This window comes from Acidobacteriota bacterium (assembly GCA_026707545.1).
Classification (GTDB): domain Bacteria; phylum Acidobacteriota; class Thermoanaerobaculia; order Multivoradales; family Multivoraceae; genus Multivorans.
In genome coordinates this window covers 1399033-1418379 of the sequence record JAPOWR010000001.1, presented here as the reverse complement: position 1 = coordinate 1418379, position 19347 = coordinate 1399033, and the positions used below count along the sequence as shown (strand labels likewise).

Annotated in this window: 17 protein-coding genes; 11 read left to right on the top strand and 6 right to left on the bottom strand. The window is 68.7% G+C overall.

Annotated elements, in window-relative coordinates; genetic code table 11:
* Nucleotides 1–5 precede the first annotated feature (5 nt).
* From OXG83_05625 to OXG83_05600, 6 genes are read left to right on the top strand one after another with little or no spacing between them, the layout of a single operon-like run.
* On the top strand, nt 6–896 hold the full coding sequence (locus OXG83_05625; protein ID MCY3964493.1) for a YicC family protein: 891 nt from the start codon (nt 6–8) through the stop codon (nt 894–896).
* Nucleotides 893–1555 (top strand): guanylate kinase, encoded by a 663-nt coding sequence (gene gmk / locus OXG83_05620; GenBank protein MCY3964492.1) that lies wholly within the window; start codon nt 893–895, stop codon nt 1553–1555. Before OXG83_05625 ends, gmk begins: the two co-directional genes overlap by 4 nt.
* Complete coding sequence (gene rpoZ / locus OXG83_05615) at nt 1539–1805, top strand: DNA-directed RNA polymerase subunit omega (protein ID MCY3964491.1); 267 nt, start codon at nt 1539–1541, stop codon at nt 1803–1805. The genes gmk and rpoZ overlap by 17 nt, the downstream gene beginning before the upstream one ends.
* A complete protein-coding gene (coaBC, locus tag OXG83_05610; GenBank protein MCY3964490.1) occupies nt 1774–3075 on the top strand; it encodes a bifunctional phosphopantothenoylcysteine decarboxylase/phosphopantothenate--cysteine ligase CoaBC in 1302 nt (433 codons plus the stop codon). The genes rpoZ and coaBC overlap by 32 nt, the downstream gene beginning before the upstream one ends.
* Nucleotides 3072–3752, top strand: coding sequence for a uracil-DNA glycosylase (locus OXG83_05605; protein ID MCY3964489.1), 681 nt, complete (start codon nt 3072–3074; stop codon nt 3750–3752). The genes coaBC and OXG83_05605 overlap by 4 nt, the downstream gene beginning before the upstream one ends.
* Nucleotides 3745–4752: a cysteine synthase family protein gene (locus OXG83_05600; GenBank protein ID MCY3964488.1), complete on the top strand. Its 1008-nt coding sequence runs from the start codon at nt 3745–3747 to the stop codon at nt 4750–4752. The genes OXG83_05605 and OXG83_05600 overlap by 8 nt, the downstream gene beginning before the upstream one ends.
* A 15-nt stretch (nt 4753–4767) precedes the next feature.
* Here the strand turns inward: OXG83_05600 and OXG83_05595 are convergent, their stop codons facing one another.
* From OXG83_05595 to OXG83_05580, 4 genes are all read right to left on the bottom strand, one after another.
* The gene (locus OXG83_05595; GenBank protein ID MCY3964487.1) at nt 4768–5433 is read right to left on the bottom strand and encodes a CPBP family intramembrane metalloprotease; all 666 of its coding nucleotides are present in this window, start codon (nt 5431–5433) and stop codon (nt 4768–4770) included.
* A gap of 71 nt (nt 5434–5504) precedes the next feature.
* On the bottom strand, nt 5505–6767 hold the full coding sequence (locus OXG83_05590; GenBank protein MCY3964486.1) for a glycosyltransferase: 1263 nt from the start codon (nt 6765–6767) through the stop codon (nt 5505–5507).
* 7 nt (nt 6768–6774) lie between these two features.
* Nucleotides 6775–7752 carry a glycosyltransferase family 2 protein gene (locus OXG83_05585; GenBank protein ID MCY3964485.1) on the bottom strand — a complete coding sequence of 326 codons (978 nt, stop codon included), beginning with the start codon at nt 7750–7752 and terminating at the stop codon, nt 6775–6777.
* Nucleotides 7733–9409, bottom strand: a complete 1677-nt coding sequence (locus tag OXG83_05580; GenBank protein MCY3964484.1) for a serine/threonine-protein kinase — start codon at nt 9407–9409, stop codon at nt 7733–7735. Before OXG83_05580 ends, OXG83_05585 begins: the two co-directional genes overlap by 20 nt.
* Nucleotides 9410–9550: 141 nt before the next feature.
* On the opposite strand from OXG83_05580, the gene OXG83_05575 reads away from it, so the two are divergent.
* Genes OXG83_05575 through OXG83_05565 form a run of 3 tightly spaced genes read left to right on the top strand, consistent with a single transcriptional unit; the run spans nt 9551 to nt 13952 of the window.
* A complete protein-coding gene (locus OXG83_05575) occupies nt 9551–10705 on the top strand; it encodes a threonine synthase (protein MCY3964483.1) in 1155 nt (384 codons plus the stop codon).
* 18 nt (nt 10706–10723) lie between these two features.
* A complete protein-coding gene (locus OXG83_05570) occupies nt 10724–12433 on the top strand; it encodes a sodium:alanine symporter family protein (protein ID MCY3964482.1) in 1710 nt (569 codons plus the stop codon).
* Nucleotides 12426–13952 (top strand): SLC13 family permease, encoded by a 1527-nt coding sequence (locus OXG83_05565; protein MCY3964481.1) that lies wholly within the window; start codon nt 12426–12428, stop codon nt 13950–13952. The genes OXG83_05570 and OXG83_05565 overlap by 8 nt, the downstream gene beginning before the upstream one ends.
* On the opposite strand, the gene speB is transcribed toward OXG83_05565, so the two are convergent.
* Nucleotides 13922–14860 carry an agmatinase gene (speB, locus tag OXG83_05560; protein MCY3964480.1) on the bottom strand — a complete coding sequence of 313 codons (939 nt, stop codon included), beginning with the start codon at nt 14858–14860 and terminating at the stop codon, nt 13922–13924. The genes OXG83_05565 and speB overlap by 31 nt on opposite strands.
* A 143-nt stretch (nt 14861–15003) precedes the next feature.
* Between speB and radC the strand changes: the two genes are divergently transcribed.
* Nucleotides 15004–15684, top strand: coding sequence for a DNA repair protein RadC (gene radC, locus OXG83_05555; protein MCY3964479.1), 681 nt, complete (start codon nt 15004–15006; stop codon nt 15682–15684).
* A gap of 42 nt (nt 15685–15726) precedes the next feature.
* The gene (larC, locus tag OXG83_05550) at nt 15727–16941 is read left to right on the top strand and encodes a nickel pincer cofactor biosynthesis protein LarC (GenBank protein MCY3964478.1); all 1215 of its coding nucleotides are present in this window, start codon (nt 15727–15729) and stop codon (nt 16939–16941) included.
* Between the two features lie 43 nt (nt 16942–16984).
* Here the strand turns inward: larC and pnp are convergent, their stop codons facing one another.
* Nucleotides 16985–19282 carry a polyribonucleotide nucleotidyltransferase gene (gene pnp, locus OXG83_05545; GenBank protein MCY3964477.1) on the bottom strand — a complete coding sequence of 766 codons (2298 nt, stop codon included), beginning with the start codon at nt 19280–19282 and terminating at the stop codon, nt 16985–16987.
* Nucleotides 19283–19347: the final 65 nt, after the last annotated feature.

Sequence of the window (19347 nt, the reverse complement as noted above, 5' to 3'; positions counted from 1 at the left end):
GGAGCATGACCGGGATCGGGGAGGCGACGGAGCAGAGAGGCCCCTGCCGCGTGACCGTCACGGCGCGGTCCGTAAACCACCGTTACCTCGACTTCGCGATTCGACTGCGGGCGCAGTTCCGGCTCCTGGAGCCGGAACTGCGCGCGGTGGTCGCTGCAAGGATCCGGCGCGGCCGGGTCGAGCTGGGAGTCGAGATCGAGACCGTCCCCGACGCCCCGACCGCCGAGCTGTGCGACGAGACGGCGGATGCCCTGCAGCGGACCGCCCGTCGCTGGCGGCGCCGGGGTCTCGTTGCCTCGGACCTCAGTGCTGGTGAACTGCTGTCGGCCGTGCGCGGTTCGCGGCCGGAGGTGGTGCCGCCGGTCATGGGAATGGAGGAACGGGAACTCGCGGTGCGGGTCAGCCGGCGTGCCGTGGCTGCCCTGGTGGCCGAACGCGAACGCGAGGGACAAGTCCTGGAAGACGCGCTTCGCGGCCATCTCTCCGAGCTGCGCCGCAACGTGGAGGCACTTGCCGCGCGCCGTAGAGAGGTTGTTGATCGAGCCCCGGACGAACTGGAGAGGCGGGTGCGCGAACTGCTCGGAGGACACGGGGCGGGGGACACGTCAGGCGCCGGACTGGACCCTGCGCGCCTGGTTCAGGAGGTGGCCCTGCTGATCGAACGGGGCGACACGGCGGAGGAACTGGAACGACTCGGCGGCCACCTGGACGGCTTCGAGACGGCGATGGCCGAAGAGGGGGCGGTGGGACGGCGCCTGGACTTCCTCACCCAGGAGATCCTGCGCGAGCTGAACACGGTCGGGTCGAAGTGCCGTGATCTGACGATGCAGCGGGCTGTCGTCGAGGGTAAGGTGCTCTGCGAGCAGTTGCGGGAGCAGGTGCAGAACATCGAATGACTGGGGGCACGGCGAGAGGAGAGTTGTTCATACTCTCGGCGCCGTCCGGCGCCGGCAAGACGACGCTCGTGCATCGGGCGATGGAGCTCGTCGCCGGGGTCGAATTCTCGATCAGCCACGCGACGCGCCCCCCGCGCGAGAACGAGGAAGACGGCGTCGACTACCACTTCGTGGCTCTGGAGACGTTCGAGGCCATGGTGGCGGAAGATCGGTTCTTGGAGTGGGCGGAGGTTCACGGCAACCGCTACGGAACATCGGTCGACGAGGTCTTGCCGCGAATCGAGAGGGGAATGGACGTCCTGCTGGACATCGACGTGCAGGGAGCGGCGCAGGTCATGGCCACCGGCGGCGTCGAGGGCCGGTTGGGTACGGCGGTCCATAGTGTCTTCGTCATGCCCCCGAGCCCGGAGGCGCTGGTGGCGCGGCTGCGTGGACGCGACCTGGACGAGGCCCCGGCCATCCGGCAGCGACTTCAGGGTGCGCTCGATGAACTGGGGCGGGTGCGCGACTATGACTATGTTATTGTCAACGACCGCGCCGAGGTGGCCAGCGAGACCCTGGCGGCCATCATTCTCGAGAAACGACAGCGAAGGGAGCGGATGCGGGAGCGCGTACGCCGCGTTCTCGCGGACTTTCATGCACATGGCCCGTTTTCCTGAGAAAGTAGACAGCAAGTTCCGTTTCGTCCTTCTGGCCGCGCGCCGAGCCGAGCAGTTGATCCGGGGCGCCCAGGAACGCATGCCCAGGGAGAGCCCGAAGTTCGCCCGTCATGCGATGAGCGAGATGGAGCGCGACCTCGTCGAGTGGGACTTCGGCGAGGCGCCCGAGTCTTCGGAACCGGATAGCGCCGGGGACGGCAACCCGCAGCCTGGGGACGATGCCTTCGGGCAGCGAAGTACAGTCAACTAGAGCCGCGCCTGCACGGGCTGCCCAGGGCAGGGTCCTTCTTGGCATAAGCGGCGGGATCGCCGCCTACAAGGGCGCCTACCTCGTCCGGAGGCTTCGGGAGCGGGGGATCGCCGTACGTTGCGCGCCGACTTTGGCGGCGGAGAGCTTCGTGTCGCCGCTGACTCTCGAGGTGCTGAGCGGCGAACGGGTCTACGGCCAGAGCTACCTTTCGCGTGACGGCGGTGTGGACGGCGCCGAACTTCATGTCGAGGCGGCGCGGTGGGCCGATCTGCTCTGCGTTGCGCCGGCGACCGCCAACACGCTGGCCCGTCTGGCTCTCGGTTTGGCGGATGACTTCCTGAGCACGACGGCTCTCATGTTCGAGGGACCCGTGGTCGTCGCACCCGCGATGCACGACGCGATGTGGCGCAAACCGCAGGTCGGCGCTCAGGTCGAGGCGCTGAGGAACCGCGGAGCCGAGATCGTGGGGCCGGTCGAGGGCGCGCTGGCTTCGGGCGAACGGGGCTGGGGGCGCATGGCGGAGCCGGAGGCGATTGTGGACGCCGTTTGCCGAGCGTTGGCGCTCCCGGACGACGGAGCGACCTCGCCGGTGGGTCCTCTGGGTGGCAAGCGGGTGGTCGTCACAGCCGGTCCGACCTTCGAGGCGATCGATCCGGTGCGCTTCCTCGGCAATCGGTCGAGCGGCCGCATGGGCTTCGCCCTGGCGCGTCAGGCAGCGCTTCGTGGCGCGGAGGTCGTTCTCGTGGCCGGACCCGTGAGCCGGGGAACCCCCGACGGCGTGCGGCGGATCGATGTCGTGTCAGCGGTGGAGATGGAGGCGGCGCTCGCGGAGACGGCGCCGGCCGCGGACCTCATCGTGATGGCTGCTGCGGTCGCCGACTACCGGCCCCTCGGGTGCGCGGACCAGAAGCTCAAGAAGTCCGGCGCCGACGGTCTGGTTCTCAAGCTCGAGCAGAACCCCGATCTACTCGCCGGTCTGGCGACGGTGGCGCCCCAGGCCGTGCGGGTCGGCTTTGCGGCTGAGACCGAGTGCCTCGAGAGTTCGGCGCAGGGCAAGCTGAAAGCGAAGCAGGCACACTGGATCGTCGCCAACGACGTATCGCGGCCGGACATCGGCTTCGAGTCGCCGGACAACGAAGTGGTCGTCTTCGGCCGGCGGGACGCTCCGGTTCGCTTCGCGAAGCAGCCGAAGGACGAACTGGCCGGCCGCCTGCTGGAGCTGTTTGCGGGCGATCTGGCCGGCGAAGTCGGCACGGGCGAGAGTTCGTGACGCGACTTCCGCTCTCCGTGGGCCAGGAACTCGGCCTGCTGCGAGAGCTCGGTTTCGAGGATGCCTATCCGCCCCGGCGGACGGGGGGAGTCCCGGAAGTTGTGGAGGACCGCTCGGAATGCCTGAAGGCGGTAGCGGCCGAGGCCCAGGCCTGTACCGCTTGCCGGCTGTGCGAGCAGCGCAACACGGTCGTGTTCGGCGACGGTGACGCGAATGCGGACCTGATGTTCGTCGGCGAGGGACCCGGTTACAACGAGGATCGGCAGGGCCTGCCCTTCGTGGGTCGTGCCGGCCAGCTCCTGAACCGGATCATCCGTGCGATCGATCTGCGGCGCGAGGACGTCTACATCACCAACGTGGTCAAGTGCCGGCCTCCGAACAATCGGGATCCGCAGCCCGACGAGACCGCGGCCTGCCGCTCGTTCCTGGACCGGCAGGTGGAACTCATCGCGCCCCGGGTGGTCGTCGCTCTGGGCCGTGTCGCGGCGCAGCAACTGCTGCAGACCCGGGACTCCCTGGGCCGCCTTCGCGGGCGCTGGCACGAGGTGGCGGGGGTTCCGGTGCGTGTGACCTACCATCCGGCGTTTCTGCTGCGGGATCCGTCGTTCAAGCGGGCCGCCTGGGAGGACATGCAGCTCGTCCGGGATCGCCTGCTGGACAGAGCTGAAGATGGCTGACGTCTACGAGGATGTGAGCGAGGCGATCGGCGGCACCCCCATGGTGCGTCTGCGCCGCTCGGTGAAGACCACTGGGCGCGGGATCGAGGTCTTCGCGAAGCTCGAGTACCTCAACCCGATGGGCAGCGTGAAGGACCGCGTGGCACGGTACCTCGTGGACCGGGCCCTGGCCTCGGGGACCCTCTCGCCGGGTGGCTTGGTGATCGAGGCGTCGTCGGGCAACACGGCGATGGGATTGGCGATGATGGCGACGAACAGGGGGCTTCGCTGCCGGGCGGTTGTTCGCCGTCAGACCAGCCGGGAAAAGCTGGATTGCCTTCGAGCCCTCGGCGTCGAACTGGTCCTCGTGGACGGCGATCTGCCTCCGGAACACCCTGAGTCGTACAACCGCAAGGCGCGGAGCCTGGTGGCTGCGTGCCCCGACGCCTTCTTTCCCGATCAGCACAACAACCGGGAGAACAACCAGTGCCACTACGAGATGACCGCTCCCGAGATCTGGCGTCAGATGGACGGACGCATCGACGTCTTCGTCGGCGGCATCGGCACTGGCGGAACGGTCTCCGGCGTGGGCCGGTACCTCAAGGAGCGGGACCCGAAGATCGAGGTGGTCGCGGTCGATGTCGAAGGTTCCGTGTTCAGCCGCCACTTCGCGGCTCTCTCGGGGTCGGACGACGACTCGGCGCCTCCCGGCCGGTACCTTCTCGAAGGCCTTGGCGACGAGGAGATCATCGACTGCCCGGAGTTCGAGGTGTTCGACCGGATGCTCCAGGTGAGTGACTCGGAGGCGTTCCTGACCGCCCGCGAACTCGCGCGGGATGAGGCGATGCTCGTGGGCGGCTCGAGCGGCGCCGCGCTCTGGGGAGTGCGCGAGATTCTGCCCGGGCTACAGCCCGGCGCCCGGGTTGTCACCCTCTTCCCGGATTCGGGCACCCGCTACCTGAGCACGATCTACAACGATGACTGGCTCCGCGAGCAGGGCTTGCCGACGGCGCGCGAGTAGCTTGCCCGCGGGGGCTCAACCGGCGAAGACCAGGTCGTAGCCCACCGCCATGATGGCGAGATCGAGGCAGATGTGGCTGATCCAGGGAGCCAAAAGGCGGTTTCCCGTGGTGCGGTAGAGCTGGCACCACAGGGCGCCGCCCAGGAAGACAGGTAGGGACATGAGGGCCAGAACGATGACCGATGCGTCGCCCAGGTACACCGCGATGACCACGACATGGTGGGCCGCGAAGCCCGCGGCGCCGATCAGCAAGGACCATCTGGCTGAGGTCAGGCGGCATAGCCGCCCATAGACGAACGCCCGCCAGTACACCTCCTCCAGCCAGGAGTGGAGGAAGCTGATGAGAAGCGCCGCGACGACGTAGCGGCTCAGGGTGTCGAGGTGGAAGTCCGCCAGCTTGACGGTGATCGCCTCGGCCGCGGTGGCGGCCATCTCGCCGCCACGAAAAAAGACGACGTAGCAGAGCCAGGTGAAGGCTGCTCCGGCGATCCCGGTGCCCAGCCCGAGGGCCACGGAATGTCCGGGTCGCGAGGGCCCTGTCGCGGCCGCCAGCAGGATCCCCAAGGCCGCTACGGGCCCGGCGAATTGCAGTACCTTGGCGCCGAGGTAGACGGGCGCGACCCAGGCCGTACCCTCCAACCAGACGAAGTAGGCGAGCGAGGCGACTGTCGGCAGGGTCATGGCGGCGATCAGAACCGTCCACCAGACCCTTCGGCCTCGTGGGCCGATCGCAACTTCCTGGCCGTCCGGCTTCATGGTCGTTGGCGCTTGGACAGGGCCTCCAGGTAGGCGTCGCGATACGCGGCGGCGACCTGGTCCCAGGTCAGGTGCGAAACGGCCCGGGCGCGGGCTCTGGCGCCCATCCGGAGGCGGCGCTCCGGAGAGCGCAGGAGTTCGGCGATCGCGTCGCTGAGGGCGTTGCGGTCCTGTTCCGGTACGAGCAGTCCCTCGACTCCGGACTCGATCGCGAGGGGGATACCCGAAATCGCGCTGGAGACTACGGGCAGACCGCTGGCCAGGGCTTCGAGGATCACGTTGGGCAGGCCGTCGACGTTGCCCTGCGGGTCGTGGACCGCGGGTAGCACGAAGAGGTCGGCGCTGCGGTACAGGCCAGGCAGGTCGTCGTGGGCGACGGGACCGGGGAAACGAAGGCGCGCGGCGTTTCGCGGTTCCCATGCCGATACGGCGGACCGCAGCGCGGCCACCTGGTCGCCGCCGCCCGCGATGACGGCGTACAGGTCGTCGAACTCGGCCAGAAGCCGGGGCAGGACGTCGACCAGAACGTGGAAGCCCTTCTTCGTCGCCAGCCTGCCAACACCGAGCAGGACCTTGGCGCGGCCGGGGATTTCGAGCCGCTGACGCCAGTCGCCGGTGCTCGCCGGGTCAGCGGCCTCGGCGGCGGGACAAAAGACGTCGACGTCGACGCCGTAGGGGATGACGTGGCAGGGCTTGTCCCGGTAACCCAGCTTCACGACGCGCTCGACGAGTTCCGGCGAGCAGCCGGTCAGGAGTTCGCAGCGCCTCAGGGCGCGCCGGATCGCCGGACGCACCAGGGCCTTTTCGGCCAGAAAGACATCGCTGCCGTGCAGGCCCGCGGCGATCAGGGCGCCTCGCTTGCGGACGCCCGGCCACAGCGCCGCCAGTCCGTTCGGCACCAGCCAGTGCGCGTGCAGCAGGTCGTACGCTTCGCGGGCGAGAAGGCGGGCGACGGCCGAGGCGGCTGCGCGCAGATAGAGCGGCGCCGCCAGTCCGGCTCCGGGCCGGACGCGCTCGTCCGCGGCCAGGCTGCGGCCGTAGCCAAGTACCTCCAGCCTTCGAGGGGCGTAGGGGAATGTCCGGACCTCGACGCCGTCGTCGATCCAGGACGGACGGACGCCCTCCGCGCGAGGCGCGAGCACCGTGACCAGGTCGCCGTGGCGGACCAGGCCGCGGGCCAGTTCCCGGATGAAGGGTCCGGCGCCGTCGCCCGGCCAGCGTGGGTAGGTCTGCGTGAGGAAGAGGATCCGCAGAGCCAAGTCGCCCTCAACCGACCAGTTCGCGAACCGAGTAGCTGTCGTGGCGGCGGAAGTTCTTGAAGGTGATCAGTTCGCCGATCAGTCCGGTGGTGACGATCTGTATGCCGAGCACCATGAGCAGGACGCCAAGGAGCAGGAGTGGCCGGTTGGAGAGGGACTCGCCCGCGAACCAGAGCGCGGCCAGGTAGGCGCAGATGCCGAAGCCCAGGGCAACGCTGATCAGGCCGATCGGTCCGAAGAGATGCAATGGCCGGCGGGTGAAGCGGCTGATGAAGAGCACCGTGATCAGGTCGACCGGGCCCTTGTAGGACCGATCCCAACCGTAGCGGCTTCGGCCGACGCGACGCGGGTGGTGAGCGACCGGGATCTCGCCGACGGCGAAGCCGCGACGGCTGGCGAGGACCGGAATGTACCGGTGGAGTTCACCGTAGACGGCCACCTGCTCCAGGACCTCCCGGCGATACGCCTTGAAGCCGGAGTTGAAGTCGTGCAGCTTCACGTTGGAAAGGGTCCGCGTGACCCAGTTGAAGACCTTCGACGCCATGCGGCGCCGCAGGGGGTCGCGGCGGGTCCGCTTCCAGCCGCTGACCAGGTCGAGCGGGCCGTCTTCGAGGGCTTGCAAGAGTCTCGGAATCTCGTCCGGGTCGTCCTGCAGGTCACCGTCCATCGTCACCAGAACACGGCCGTTGGCGTGGTCCACCCCAGCCGAGAGCGCGGCCGCCTTGCCGAAGTTCCGGCGCAGGCGGACGAGGCGGACCCTTGGGTCGCGTTCGTGTTCCCGCCGCACCGCATCGGACGTGCCGTCGGTCGAGCCGTCGTCGATGAACAGGAGCTCGCAGCGGGTGTCGATCGCGTCCAGGTTCGCCAGGACGCGCTCCGCCAGAGCGGCGACGGTAGCCTCCTCGTTGAGCACCGGTACCAGCACGCTGACTTCGAGCGGCGTGGGTTCAGCGCCAGCGTCGCTGTTACGGCGCGGGCTCCTCATCAACCGGAGCGTACTCGATCCTCTGGCCGTCCACGATCAACGCCGGCGGCTCGGATTCGAGGTCGAAGTGCACCGTGGTCTCCTGCCTGGAACGCACCCGAATCTGCTGGTCGACCCGCTCCTCGGGCCGCCAGGTCGGGTTCTTGAAGACGCTCAGGACATGGGTGCCGACCGGTATCTGCAGCCCATTGATCGGTGTCCAGCCGATCGCTTCGTCGCCGATCCGCACGAAGACGGGACGTGCCGACTCGTCCGCTGGAGCCACGCTGAGGAATCCGGGTCGTACGAGGGGCACCGGCGTTTCGAGCAGGCGGCCCGATGGAACCTGGGTCACCAACTGCTCCCTGATCTGGTAGTCGCGTGTGGCGAGTTCGAAGGTGAGCACGTGGTCGACGCCGGCTTCGACTTCGAACACTCTCCGGCGGTCCAGAACGACCGGCTCGCCGCCTGCCACCGACACCGTGATCTCAGGGTGCCAGGCTGGGGCCAGAGCGAGGCGGCCGGTGCCCAGGCTCGCCGGGCGGACAGGCAACGGCCTGTTCGCGGCTGTGCCAGCCGGCGCGGTGCCGTCCGTTGGGAGAGGTACGTCGCCGGAGGGGAGAGGGTTGGGCGCAGCATCCGCCGTGCCCGGCCGTTCAGCCTCCGCGACTACGGCTTCCTCGGCCACCGGAGCGTCGGAACCGGCGACGGCTGGACTCCCCTTGGACCACCAAAGCGTGCCGCCGACCCAGAGCGCGGTTCCGGCTACGGTCGCGAACGTCAACCAGCGGCGTCGGAAACGGGAACGCGATGGCCGCTTGATGGCCGCCGCCACCTTCTCGAGACTCGGCGGTGGATCGCCGTCCTTCCCGGGAACGCGGCCCTGGAGTTCGACATCTGCCAGGGAAGCCTCGGTGGCGGTCACGTCGTGGGCCGTGGCCTCGAGGGCGCCGAGAACGGATGTGAAGCTGTCGAGACGGCCCGCCGGATCTTCATCAAGGCAACCCTCGAGGACGGGGAGCAGCCGACGTGGAAAGTCGGAGGGCAAGTCCTTGAGCGGCAGGGAAGCCGCGGACTTGAGCCGGCGGGGAACGGTCTGGTGTCTTCCGGGCTCGTAGGTCAGCAGGCGGTGGAGCAGGACGCCGAAGGCGTAGAGGTCGGTGCGTGCGTCCGCGGGGTCGCCGCGAAGGAGTTCCGGGGCGCGGTACCGGAGTTTGCCCGTGGTGCGCGGATTTGCAAAGCCGCGTAGCGCCGCCGTGCCGTCGGAGCGGATCGTGACCATGCCGGGGTGCAGGTCGCCATGGATGACGCCCATCCCATGGGCGTACTCCAGTGCGCGTGCGATCTGTGCCAGCCAGGCGAGGGCGGTCTCCCTCGGCAATTCGTCGCCCTGTCTGAGCCTCGTTTCGAGCGTCTCGCCGTCGCAGGCTTCCTCGATGCGGCACGAGGTGGTTTTGTCGATGCCGAAATCGAGAATCCGGGCGACATGGTCGTGCTCGAGCACCGCCGCGGCGGTGGCCCGGTCGAGAAAGCGGGCCTGTGCCTCCGGCATCTCCGCCGCCCAGACGTCGATCGTCGCCGGGGAACCGTCCGTCGAGTCGCGGCCGACGTACGAAGCGGCTCCGGCGTGGGCTTCAAGGCGGCGAACGATCTCGAAGCTGCCGATCTGTTTGCTCATGGCTTCATGCGAAGAAGTTGATCGTTAGCAGAAGCCGATGATAGCACGTTTTGGACGTAAGTTGTTGTTTCTCAGTATGTTGTGTCTCACTCAGGCGTCGCGTCCGGTGACTGCTGTAATCTCCCGAGCCGGGATCGGTTGATGCGGGCGAACGGGAACACGTGGGCAAGAGGGCTCGTCTGCTCGGCCACCGGAGTCCGGGCGCCGCTTGACGAACCGGCCTTTCTGTCGCCGGCGGGCAAGCCCTGGCTGGTCGACTACGAACTGGACACGAACCGGGGAAGAACGATCGCCGGTGAACTCCATGGCCGGCCGTGGACGCTGTGGCGCTACCGCGAGCTGTTGCCGGTTGTCGATTTCCACGGCCGCGTCGATCTCGGTGAGGGTGGAACACCGGTACTTCGGCTCCGTCGACTGGCGCCCGACGGCGTGCGTGTCTTCCTGAAGAACGAGGCCGGCAATCCGACCGGTTCCTTCAAGGATCGAGGGCTCTCGATGGCGGTAAACCGGGCGCGGGAACTCGGCGCCCCCGGCATCCAGCTTCCGAGCGCGGGCAACGCTGCCGTCGCTGCCGCGGCCTACGCCGCCGCCGCCGGACTGCCCTGTCGCGTGGCTCTACCCGAGGACACGCCGAAAACGGTTCGCCGACGCTGCCGGCGATTCGGCGCCGAGGTCATCGAGGCAGGTGGGACGCTCGTTGAGGCCGGCGCCGCGCTCCGGGAGCGGGGCGGCGACTTCTGGGACCTTTCGACCCTCCGTGAGCCGTACCGTGCCGAAGGCAAGAAGACGATGGGCTTCGAGGTCGCCGAGCAGTTCGGTTGGCGGCTGCCGGACTGGATCGTCTACCCGACCGGCGGCGGCACCGGCATCGTGGGCATGGCGAAGGCGTTCGCCGAACTCCGTAGGCTCGGCCTCCTGAGCGGTGCCCCGGCGAAGTTCGCGGTCGTGCAGATGGCTGGATGCGCGCCGATCGTGCGCGCGCATGATGCGGGCGGCAAACTCGCCGATCCCTGGCCGGAGCCGGCCACGGCGGTGTGGGGGCTGCGAGTGCCGAGTGCGATCGGCGACTTCCTCATTCTGCGGGCGCTGCGCGACAGTGGCGGCGCGGCCGTAGCGGTGGAAGAGGCTGAGGTCGCGGAGACGGCGGCCCGGGTGGCGGCGGAGGAAGGAGTTCTGGTGGGCCCCGAGACGGCGGCGGCCCTGGCCGGGCTCTCGCTCCTGAGCGACTCCGGTACCATCCGTCGCGGCGAGTCCGTGCTGGTCTTCGCTACCGGCCATCCGGCCAACTATCGCTAGAGGGGAGGCTGACGCGCGATGCCCGAGGAGCTGTTCGGGAAGGTTGCAGACGGGATCAACGGCTTTCTCGGACCGGTAGCCGGCTGGCTCGAGGGGCTGGTCTGGAACACGCCGCCCCAGGCTCCGATCCTGGCGCTGGTGCTCCTGGGGACGGGACTCTTCGTCACCGTCCGACTCGGCCTGATCCAGTTGCGCGGCTTTCGGCACGCTTGGGCGATCCTCGGAGGCAAGTACAACGATCCGGACGACGAGGGCGACCTCGTCCACTTCCAGGCGCTGACGACCGCGCTTTCGGCGACGGTCGGGATCGGCAACATCGCCGGCGTGGCGATCGCGATCCGCATGGGCGGCCCGGGGGCCCTGTTCTGGATGTGGGTAACCGCGTTCTTCGGCATGGCGCTCAAGTTCGCCGAGTGCACGCTGGCCGTGGCCTACCGCCGCGTCCACCGCGACGGCTCGGTCTCCGGAGGTCCGATGTACTACATCGAGAAGGGCCTGGGCGCGAACTGGAAGTGGATGGCGATGCTGTTCGCCGGCCTCGCCGTCCTGTGCTCCTTCGGCACCGGCAACATGAACCAGGCGAACACGATGGCCGATCAGCTCGAGTCCCAGTTCGGCTTCTCTCCGGTGTGGAGCGGCCTGATCTTCGCGTCGCTGGTGGCCTTGGTCATCATCGGCGGCATCCGGCGCATCGGCCGGGTGACCTCGATTCTCGCGCCGGGTATGGCGGTCATCTACGTCGGCGGCGCCCTGTTCATCCTGCTCGCGAACATCGACAGCGTTCCGGCGAGCTTCGCCCTGATCGTCGAACAGGCGTTCCGGCCGACCTCGATGGTCGGCGGCGCCGCCGGTTCCTTCCTGATGACGATGATGTGGGGCATCCGGCGCGGTCTGTTCAGCAACGAGGCGGGCCAGGGCAGCGCGCCGATCGCCCACGCCACCGCGAAGACCGATGAGCCGGTGCGCGAGGGGCTCGTCGCCTCGCTCGAGCCATTCATCGACACCCTGGTCATCTGCACGATGACCGGCCTGGTCATCGTCACCACGGACGCGTGGCGCGACCATGCCCCGCAGAGCTTCGCGCTGGATGAGGTGGAGGGTATCCACCGCGTCCTCGACGACGACTCCGAGCTGCTTGCGGCGCGCGACGAGCGTTCGACGCGCGGCGGCGGCACGGTGGCGGTCGAGGGCGGCGCGGCGGACGGTTCCTTCGTCGTGCTGCACTCGATGATCGCCGATCCGCGCCTGGTCGACGGGGCGGGCGATGCCTGGAGCGGTACGCTGGAGGTCGCTGGAGACGGAACGCTCCGTGCCGGGGGCGGGACGCCGCGGATCGAGGGCGGAGCCCTTCTGACCGGAGCGCCGCTGACGGCCCGAGCCTTCAGCCTGGGCCTGCCCGGGAACCGCGGCGATCTGATCGTGACCCTTTCGGTGCTGCTGTTCGCGGTTTCGACCGCGATCTCGTGGTCGTACTACGGCGACCGGTCGACCGAGTACCTGTTCGGGGCGCGGGCGATTCCCGTCTACCGCTGGATCTACGTCGGCTTCTTCTTCCTGGGCTGCCTGCTGCCGCTCTCCACGGTGTGGACCTTCGGCGACGTGGCCCTCGGCCTGATGTCGTTCCCGAACCTCATTTCGTTGCTGCTGCTCTCGGGAGCGGTCACCGGCATGACGAGGTCCTACTTCCGCCGCCACCTCCGCAGGAACGGCGACGGCGGGAATGGCTGAGGCAAGTCGCGACCGGGGCCCCTGGGCCTCCGTTGCGACGGGCCTGGTTGGAGCTCCCCTCCTCGCGGCGCTGGCCTACTTCCTGATCCCCTCGGCGGTGCTCGACGCCGACGGCCAGATCGTTTCGGGGCTTTCGGCCGGAGGCCGTGCGGTGGCGGCCACCGGCGTGCTCATGGGCGTTTTGTGGCTGACCGAGGCCCTGCCCGTGGCCGTCACGTCGCTCCTGCCCCTGGTCGCGATTCCGCTTCTGACCGGTGGCGACATCGCGATCTCGAGCGTCGCGGCGCCCTACGCGAATCCGAACATCTTCCTGTTCCTGGGCGGTTTCATGATCGCTCTCTCGATGCAGAGCTGGGGTCTGCACCGTCGCCTGGCGCTCCACATCATCCTTCTGGTCGGCAGCCGGCCGGATCGGCTCGTGCTCGGGTTCATGGCCGCCAGCGCCTTCCTCAGCATGTGGATCTCGAACACCGCCACGACGGTCATGATGTTGCCGATCGCCCTGTCCGTGATCGACCTGGTCCGTCAACGCCTGGGCCCGGATGTAGCGCCGGTGGGAAGGCCGTTTCCCTTCGCCCTGAATCTGCTGCTCGGGACAGCCTACGGCGCTTCGATCGGCGGTGTCGCGACGAAGATCGGCACCCCTCCGAACCTCCAGATGATGTCGTTCGTGGAAGACACCTACGGCAGGGAGATCAGTTTCGCCCAGTGGATGCCCTTCGGTCTCCTGATCACCCTTTCCTTCCTGCCCCTGGCGTGGCTGGTGCTGACCCGGTTCGTCTACCGGCTGCGGATCACCGAGGTTCCGGGCGGCAGGGAGCTCATCCGCGGCGAGCTCCTGAAGCTCGGGCGGATCAGCGGCCCCGAGAAGACGGTGCTCGCGATCTTCGTGTCGGCCGCTCTGCTGTGGACGACCCGCACGTGGCTCACCGGGATCGAGATCGGCGGCTCCAGGCCGTTGTCGGGGCTGACCGACCCGGGAATCGCGATCGGCGCGAGCCTGCTGCTGTTCGCGATTCCGGTCGATTTCCGGCGCGGCGTCTTCCTGCTGAGCTGGAAGAAGGCGCTCGAGGCGCCTTGGGGAATTCTGTTGCTGTTTGGAGGCGGACTCAGCCTCGCCGCCGCGGTCGTCAGCACCGGCGTGGACCGTTTCATCGGCGGCCTGCTGCTCGTGCTCGAGGGCATGCCGGTGCTGGTGCTGGTCATCGGCGCCGCCACGCTGCTGATCCTCCTCACCGAGGTGACCAGCAACACGGCGACCACGGCGACCTTTCTGCCGATCCTGGGCGCCACCGCCGCGGCCATCCAGGTGGATCCGCTGCTCCTGATCGTGCCGGCGACGCTGGCGGCGAGTTGCGCGTTCATGATGCCCGTGGCCACGCCACCGAACGCGATCGTCTTCGGCTCCGGGGAGATCACGATTCCCCAGATGGTCCGTGCCGGTTTGTGGCTGAATCTGATCGGCCTTGCGCTGATCGTGTTCTGGGTCTACGTCGCGGGCGGCCTGATCGGCCTCTGAGCGGCGGCCAGGGTCTGGCGGTAGCGGTAGCCGATGCACTTGTAGAGCAGGCGCGCCGCCGTGAATTCGCTGGCCGCGTTGTCGGGGATCGGGGCCAGTTCGACGATGTCCATCGCGATGACGCGCTTTTGCTCGAACAACAGGCGGAGCAGCGTCAGAGCCTGGAACCAGTTGCCGCCGCCGGGTTCGGGCGTTCCGGTGGCCGGCAGCAGCGACGGGTCGAAGAAGTCGAGGTCGAAGGTGAGATAGACGGTGTCGGGCAGTGACGCGAGTAGCCCCGCGAACAGCGCCTGCAGATCCTCCGGGTCCAGGGCCTGCATCTGGTGGCCCCAGATGATCGGGAGCCTCTCTGTCTCGATCCGCACGGCCTCCGGCCGGCTCAGCGACCGGATGCCGACCGCGAGTGTGTGGACGCCGAGGTCGAGCACCCGGCTCATCGCGCAGGCGTGGTTCCAGCGGGTTCCCTGGTAGCTCGGCCTCAGGTCGGCGTGGGCGTCGAACTGCACGAGGCCCAGGTCGGTGCCCAGGTCGGCGCCGGCTGCTTCCATCACGCCACGCACCAGGGCGGGGGTGACCGTGTGCTCGCCGCCGATCGCGGCGAGGAAACGGCCGCGTTCGATCACGGCCCGGGCCGAAGCGCTGATGCGCTGGAGCGCGGCGTCCTCCGACGTCTCGACATCGACCGGCGGCAGGGTCTCGATGCCGATGCGGAAGGGTTCCAGCCGGAGCTCCTCGTCGTACAGCTCGACGTAACGGGAGGCGCGGAGCAGGGCGGCCGGTCCATGTTCCGCACCCCGACCCCACGATGTCGTGCGTTCGTAGGGCACGGGCAGGATGGCGACGGACGCTTCGGCCGGTAGGCCCTCGGAGGTAAGGAACGGCGGAAGTTCGGCGTCGGGTAGCGGCACGGAACGGACACTGTAGCCGGAGGGACAGGCGGAGAACTGGCCTCCCGTGGTGACGAGAACTGGACGGCCGTCAATTCGTCGATGTCCACAGAGGAGGCGCGATGGCAAGACAGGACCGACCGCTCCGCAGCACACTGCGGGAGATGCCTTCGGGGCAGCGTCCGCGCGAGCGGTTGCTGGCGCACGGAGCGGGAGTCTTGACCGATTGCGAACTGATCGCGATTCTTCTGCGGACCGGGCACCGGGGCTGCTCAGTGCTTGATCTCGCCTACGATCTGCTCTACGACGAGGGACGCGGGCTCGGCGGCCTGCCGGCGCTCGCCCTGCTGGTTGAACACGACCTGCCGTCGTTGCGCCGAAAGGGGCTCGGAGACGCCAAGGCGGCGACGGTCCTCGCGGCCGTGGAGTTGGCCCGGCGTCTGGCCAAGGCCCAGCTCCCGCAGAGAAGACCCCTTGGCGACGTGGTGGGTGTAGCGCGCTACCTGAACCTGCGCTACGCGCGCCGCGACCAGGAGGTGATGGGCGCGATCTACGTCGACGTCCGGGGCCGCGTGATCAGCGAGCGGGAGCATTTCGTCGGCGCTCTCGACCGCACCTCGGTCGAGCCGCGCGTGATCCTGAAGGAGGCCCTGCGACTGGGTGCGACGGCGGCGGCAGTCTTCCACAACCATCCCAGCGGTGATCCGGATCCGAGCCGGGAGGACATCGCCTTCACCCGCAGACTAGCGCGGGCCGGGGCTTCGGTGGGAGTCGAACTCGTCGATCACCTGATTCTCGGCGGCGGCGGCCGCTGGGTCTCGATGCGGGAAAGGGGATTCCTGTAGCGGCGGGCGGTTGCGCGGGCAGGGACTGCTAGGGTGCTTCCGATGGCTGCTGGAGGCCCCGACCTGCTCCACTTGGACTGTGCCAGCGGCATCTCGGGCGACATGTTTCTGGGCGCCTGCCTGGACTTGGGGTTGCCGTTGGCCCGGCTCGAGGAAATGGTCGAGCGACTGGGTCTTTCCGGCGTCGAGCTCCAGGTGCGGCGGGCGAAACGCGGGTCGCTGGCGGGAATGCGCTTCAGCGTGCTGCGCGGTGGCCGACCGGTGGAAGGACGCGGTGGCGCGGGCGCCTCGCATCGGAGCCTGTCCACGATCCTCCGCATGATCGAGCGGAGCGGTCTCGGGGCGGGCACGAGAGAACGTGCGTCGGCGCTCTTCAGCCGCCTCGGGGAGGCGGAAGCGAGCGTGCACGGGGTCGGTCTGGACGAGGTGCACTTCCACGAAGTCGGCGCCGACGACTCGATTGTCGATCTGGTCGGCGCCGCGCTCGCGCTCGAGCACTTTGCCCCGGCCAGGGTGTCCTGTTCCACCGTGGTGGTGGGTAGCGGCACGGTGAAGACCCGCCACGGCGTGATGCCCGTACCGGCGCCGGCGACGGCTTTGCTGCTTCGAGGCATACCGATCACCGCCGGCGGGGTGGAGGGCGAGATGACGACGCCTACGGGCGCCGTGATCCTGCGCGAGTTCGTGGATTCCTCCGGGCCTTCGGCAGTCGACTGCCCCCGCCGCATCGAGGACACGGGTGTCGGCCTGGGCAGCAGGGAGCTCGCCGATCGGCCGAACGCGCTCCGTGTCCAACTGGCGACCCGGGTCACGGCCGCTTCGCCCTGGAGCCGCGTCGCGGTGCTGGAATGTCAGGTCGACGATGCCACCGGCGAGGCGATCGGCTACGCGGCGGAGACACTGCTTGGAGCCGGCGCGCTGGATGTGTTCGCCACCCCGGTGCAGATGAAGAAGTCGCGTCCCGGGGTGGCCGTCACCGTGATCTGCCGCCCCGAACGGGCTTCGGATCTCGCCGAGCGGCTACTCCTCGAGACCGGGTCCCTGGGCTGCCGGCGGACGGTCGTCGACCGGCTGGAAGCCGAACGAAGAGTCGTCTCGGTGACGACGCCCTTCGGCGAGGTCCGGGTCAAGACGGCGGCGGTCGGCGGTCGCTCCCTGGGAACGGCGCCGGAGTACGAGGACGTACGACGGATCGCCCGGGAGAGGGAAGTCCCTTTCCGGGCGGTCTATCGTGCCGCCCTCATCGCCGCCGACTGAGCGGCTGGCCGGTGTCGGCCGGCCGACCTGGCGGCGCAGCCTCCTAGTCGCGGCGCGGACCGCGACCGCCGCCCGACCGTGGGCCGCGGCCTCTTCCACCGCGTCCGCCGGGACCGCCACGGCCGCCGCGTCCGCGCGGGCCGCCTCTTCCACCGCGTCCGCCGGGACCGCCACGGCCCCCGCGTCCGCCGGGACCGCCCCTGCGGTCGCCGCCGGCGGGCGCCGGGACGCCCATGCCTTCATAGTCCTTGGGATCGAAGTCGGGAGCATCCATGATCACGGCCTTCCGCGACAGTCGCACCTTGCCCGAAGGATCGATGTCGATCACCTTGACCGTCATCTCGTCGCCCTCGGTGACCAGGTCGCCGATCTCGCCGACCCGGTAGGGGGCGAGTTCACTGATGTGGACCAGACCGTCCGTACCGGGGAGGATCTCGACGAACGCGCCGAACGGCTCGACCCGCCGTACCTGGCCGGTATAGACCTTGTCGACCTCCGGTACCTCAGTCAGGCGTTCGATCATCGCGATCGCCCGGTCTGCGGCGGTGGAGTTCGGCGAGGCGACGACGACACGGCCGTCGTCCTCGATGTCGATCTGGCAGCCGGTCTCCTCGGTGATGCCGCGGATCGTCTTGCCGCCCGGTCCGATCACGTCGCGAATCCGGTCGCGGGCGACCATCATCACGTGCAGGCGTGGGGCGTACTCTGACATCTCCTCCCGCGGCTCGCCGATCTCGGCGGCCATGTGGTCGAGGATGTGCAGTCGGCCCGTCTTGGCCTGGGTCAGCGCCTGGCCCATGATCTCGCGGGTCACTCCGGTGATCTTGATGTCCATCTGCAGGGCGGTGATCCCGCCGCGGGTGCCGGCGACCTTGAAGTCCATGTCGCCGTGGTGGTCCTCCTGGCCGGCGATGTCGCTGAGGACGGCGAAGTCCTCGCCGTCCTTGACCAGGCCCATGGCCACCCCCGCCACCGGGGCCAGCATGGGCACGCCGGCGTCGAACAATGCCAGCGAACCGGCGCAGACGGTCGCCATCGACGAGGAACCGTTCGATTCCAGGATCTCCGAGACCACGCGAACCGTGTAGGGAAAGTCGTCCTCGGTCGGCAGCACGGGGACCAGGGCGCGGCGGGCCAGAACGCCGTGGCCGATCTCGCGCCGGCTGGACCCGCGCAGGAACCGGACCTCGCCCACCGAGAACGGCGGGAAGTTGTAGTGGAGGAGGAACTTCTGGTGGGTTTCACCCTCGTACTCCTCGATGATCTGCGCGTCCCGGCGCGTGCCGAGCGTGACCGAGGCGAGAGCCTGGGTCTCGCCACGGGTGAAGAGCGCCGATCCGTGGACCCGGGGCAGGAGCCCCGTGTCGCAGTCGAGCGCCCGGATCTCGTCGAGCGCGCGGTTGTCGAAGCGTTTGCCCTGCTTCATCACGATCTCGCGGAGCGCCTTGTCCTCGAGTTCGCTGACGATCTTGCCGACCTGCGCGCGCCGGTCGTCCTCCTCGGGAAGCTGCTCGATGAAGCCGTCGACGACGGCCTTCACCGCGTCGCGGCGCTCGAACTTCGCGGGCGTGTTGAGCGCGGCGGTGAAGTCGTTCCAGATGGCGCGTTCGACCTCCTGCTGGAACTCGGCCGTGTAGGCCTCCGGGGCCTTCCAGTCGGGCTTCTCGAGGTTCATCTCGCGGAACAGCTCCCGCTGCGCGCGAACGATCTTCTGCAGTTCCTGGTGGCCGGCGAAGATGCAGTCGAGGATCACGCTCTCATCGAGCTGGTTGGCTCCGGCCTCGACCATGGTCACCGCATCCGCGGTGCCGACGACGATCAGGTCGAGATCCGAGACGTCCCGCTCGGCGCCCGTGGGGTTGAACACGATCTCATCGTCGATCAGCCCGACGCGCACCGCGCCCACCGGGTGGTAGAAGGGAATGTCGGAGAGCACGAGTGCCGTCGACGCGCCGTTGATCGCGAGGATGTCGGGGTCGTTCTCCTGGTCGGCCGAGAGGACGAAGGAGATGATCTGTGTCTCGTGGAAGTACCCCGGCGGGAAGAGCGGCCGGAGCGGCCGATCGGTCAGGCGGCAGGTGATGATCTCCTTCTCGGAGGGGCGTCCCTCGCGCTTGAAGAAGCCGCCCGGGATGCGGCCCGCCGCCGACGTGTATTCGCGATAGTCGACGGTCAGGGGCAGAAAGCCCCGCGGGTTGCTGTCCGGCGCCATGCAGGCGGTGGTCAGCACGATCGTCTCGCCGAGCTGTACGGTGCAGGAACCGTTCGCCTGCTTGGCCAGGCGCCCGGATTCCAGGGTCATGGTGGAGTTCCCGATGGGGATGTCCTTGGTGAACTTCATTGCTTGTTCTCTTGTCTTTCCTTGCTCTGTGGTTGCGCCCGCAATTCGAAGCGGCGGGCAGGTGC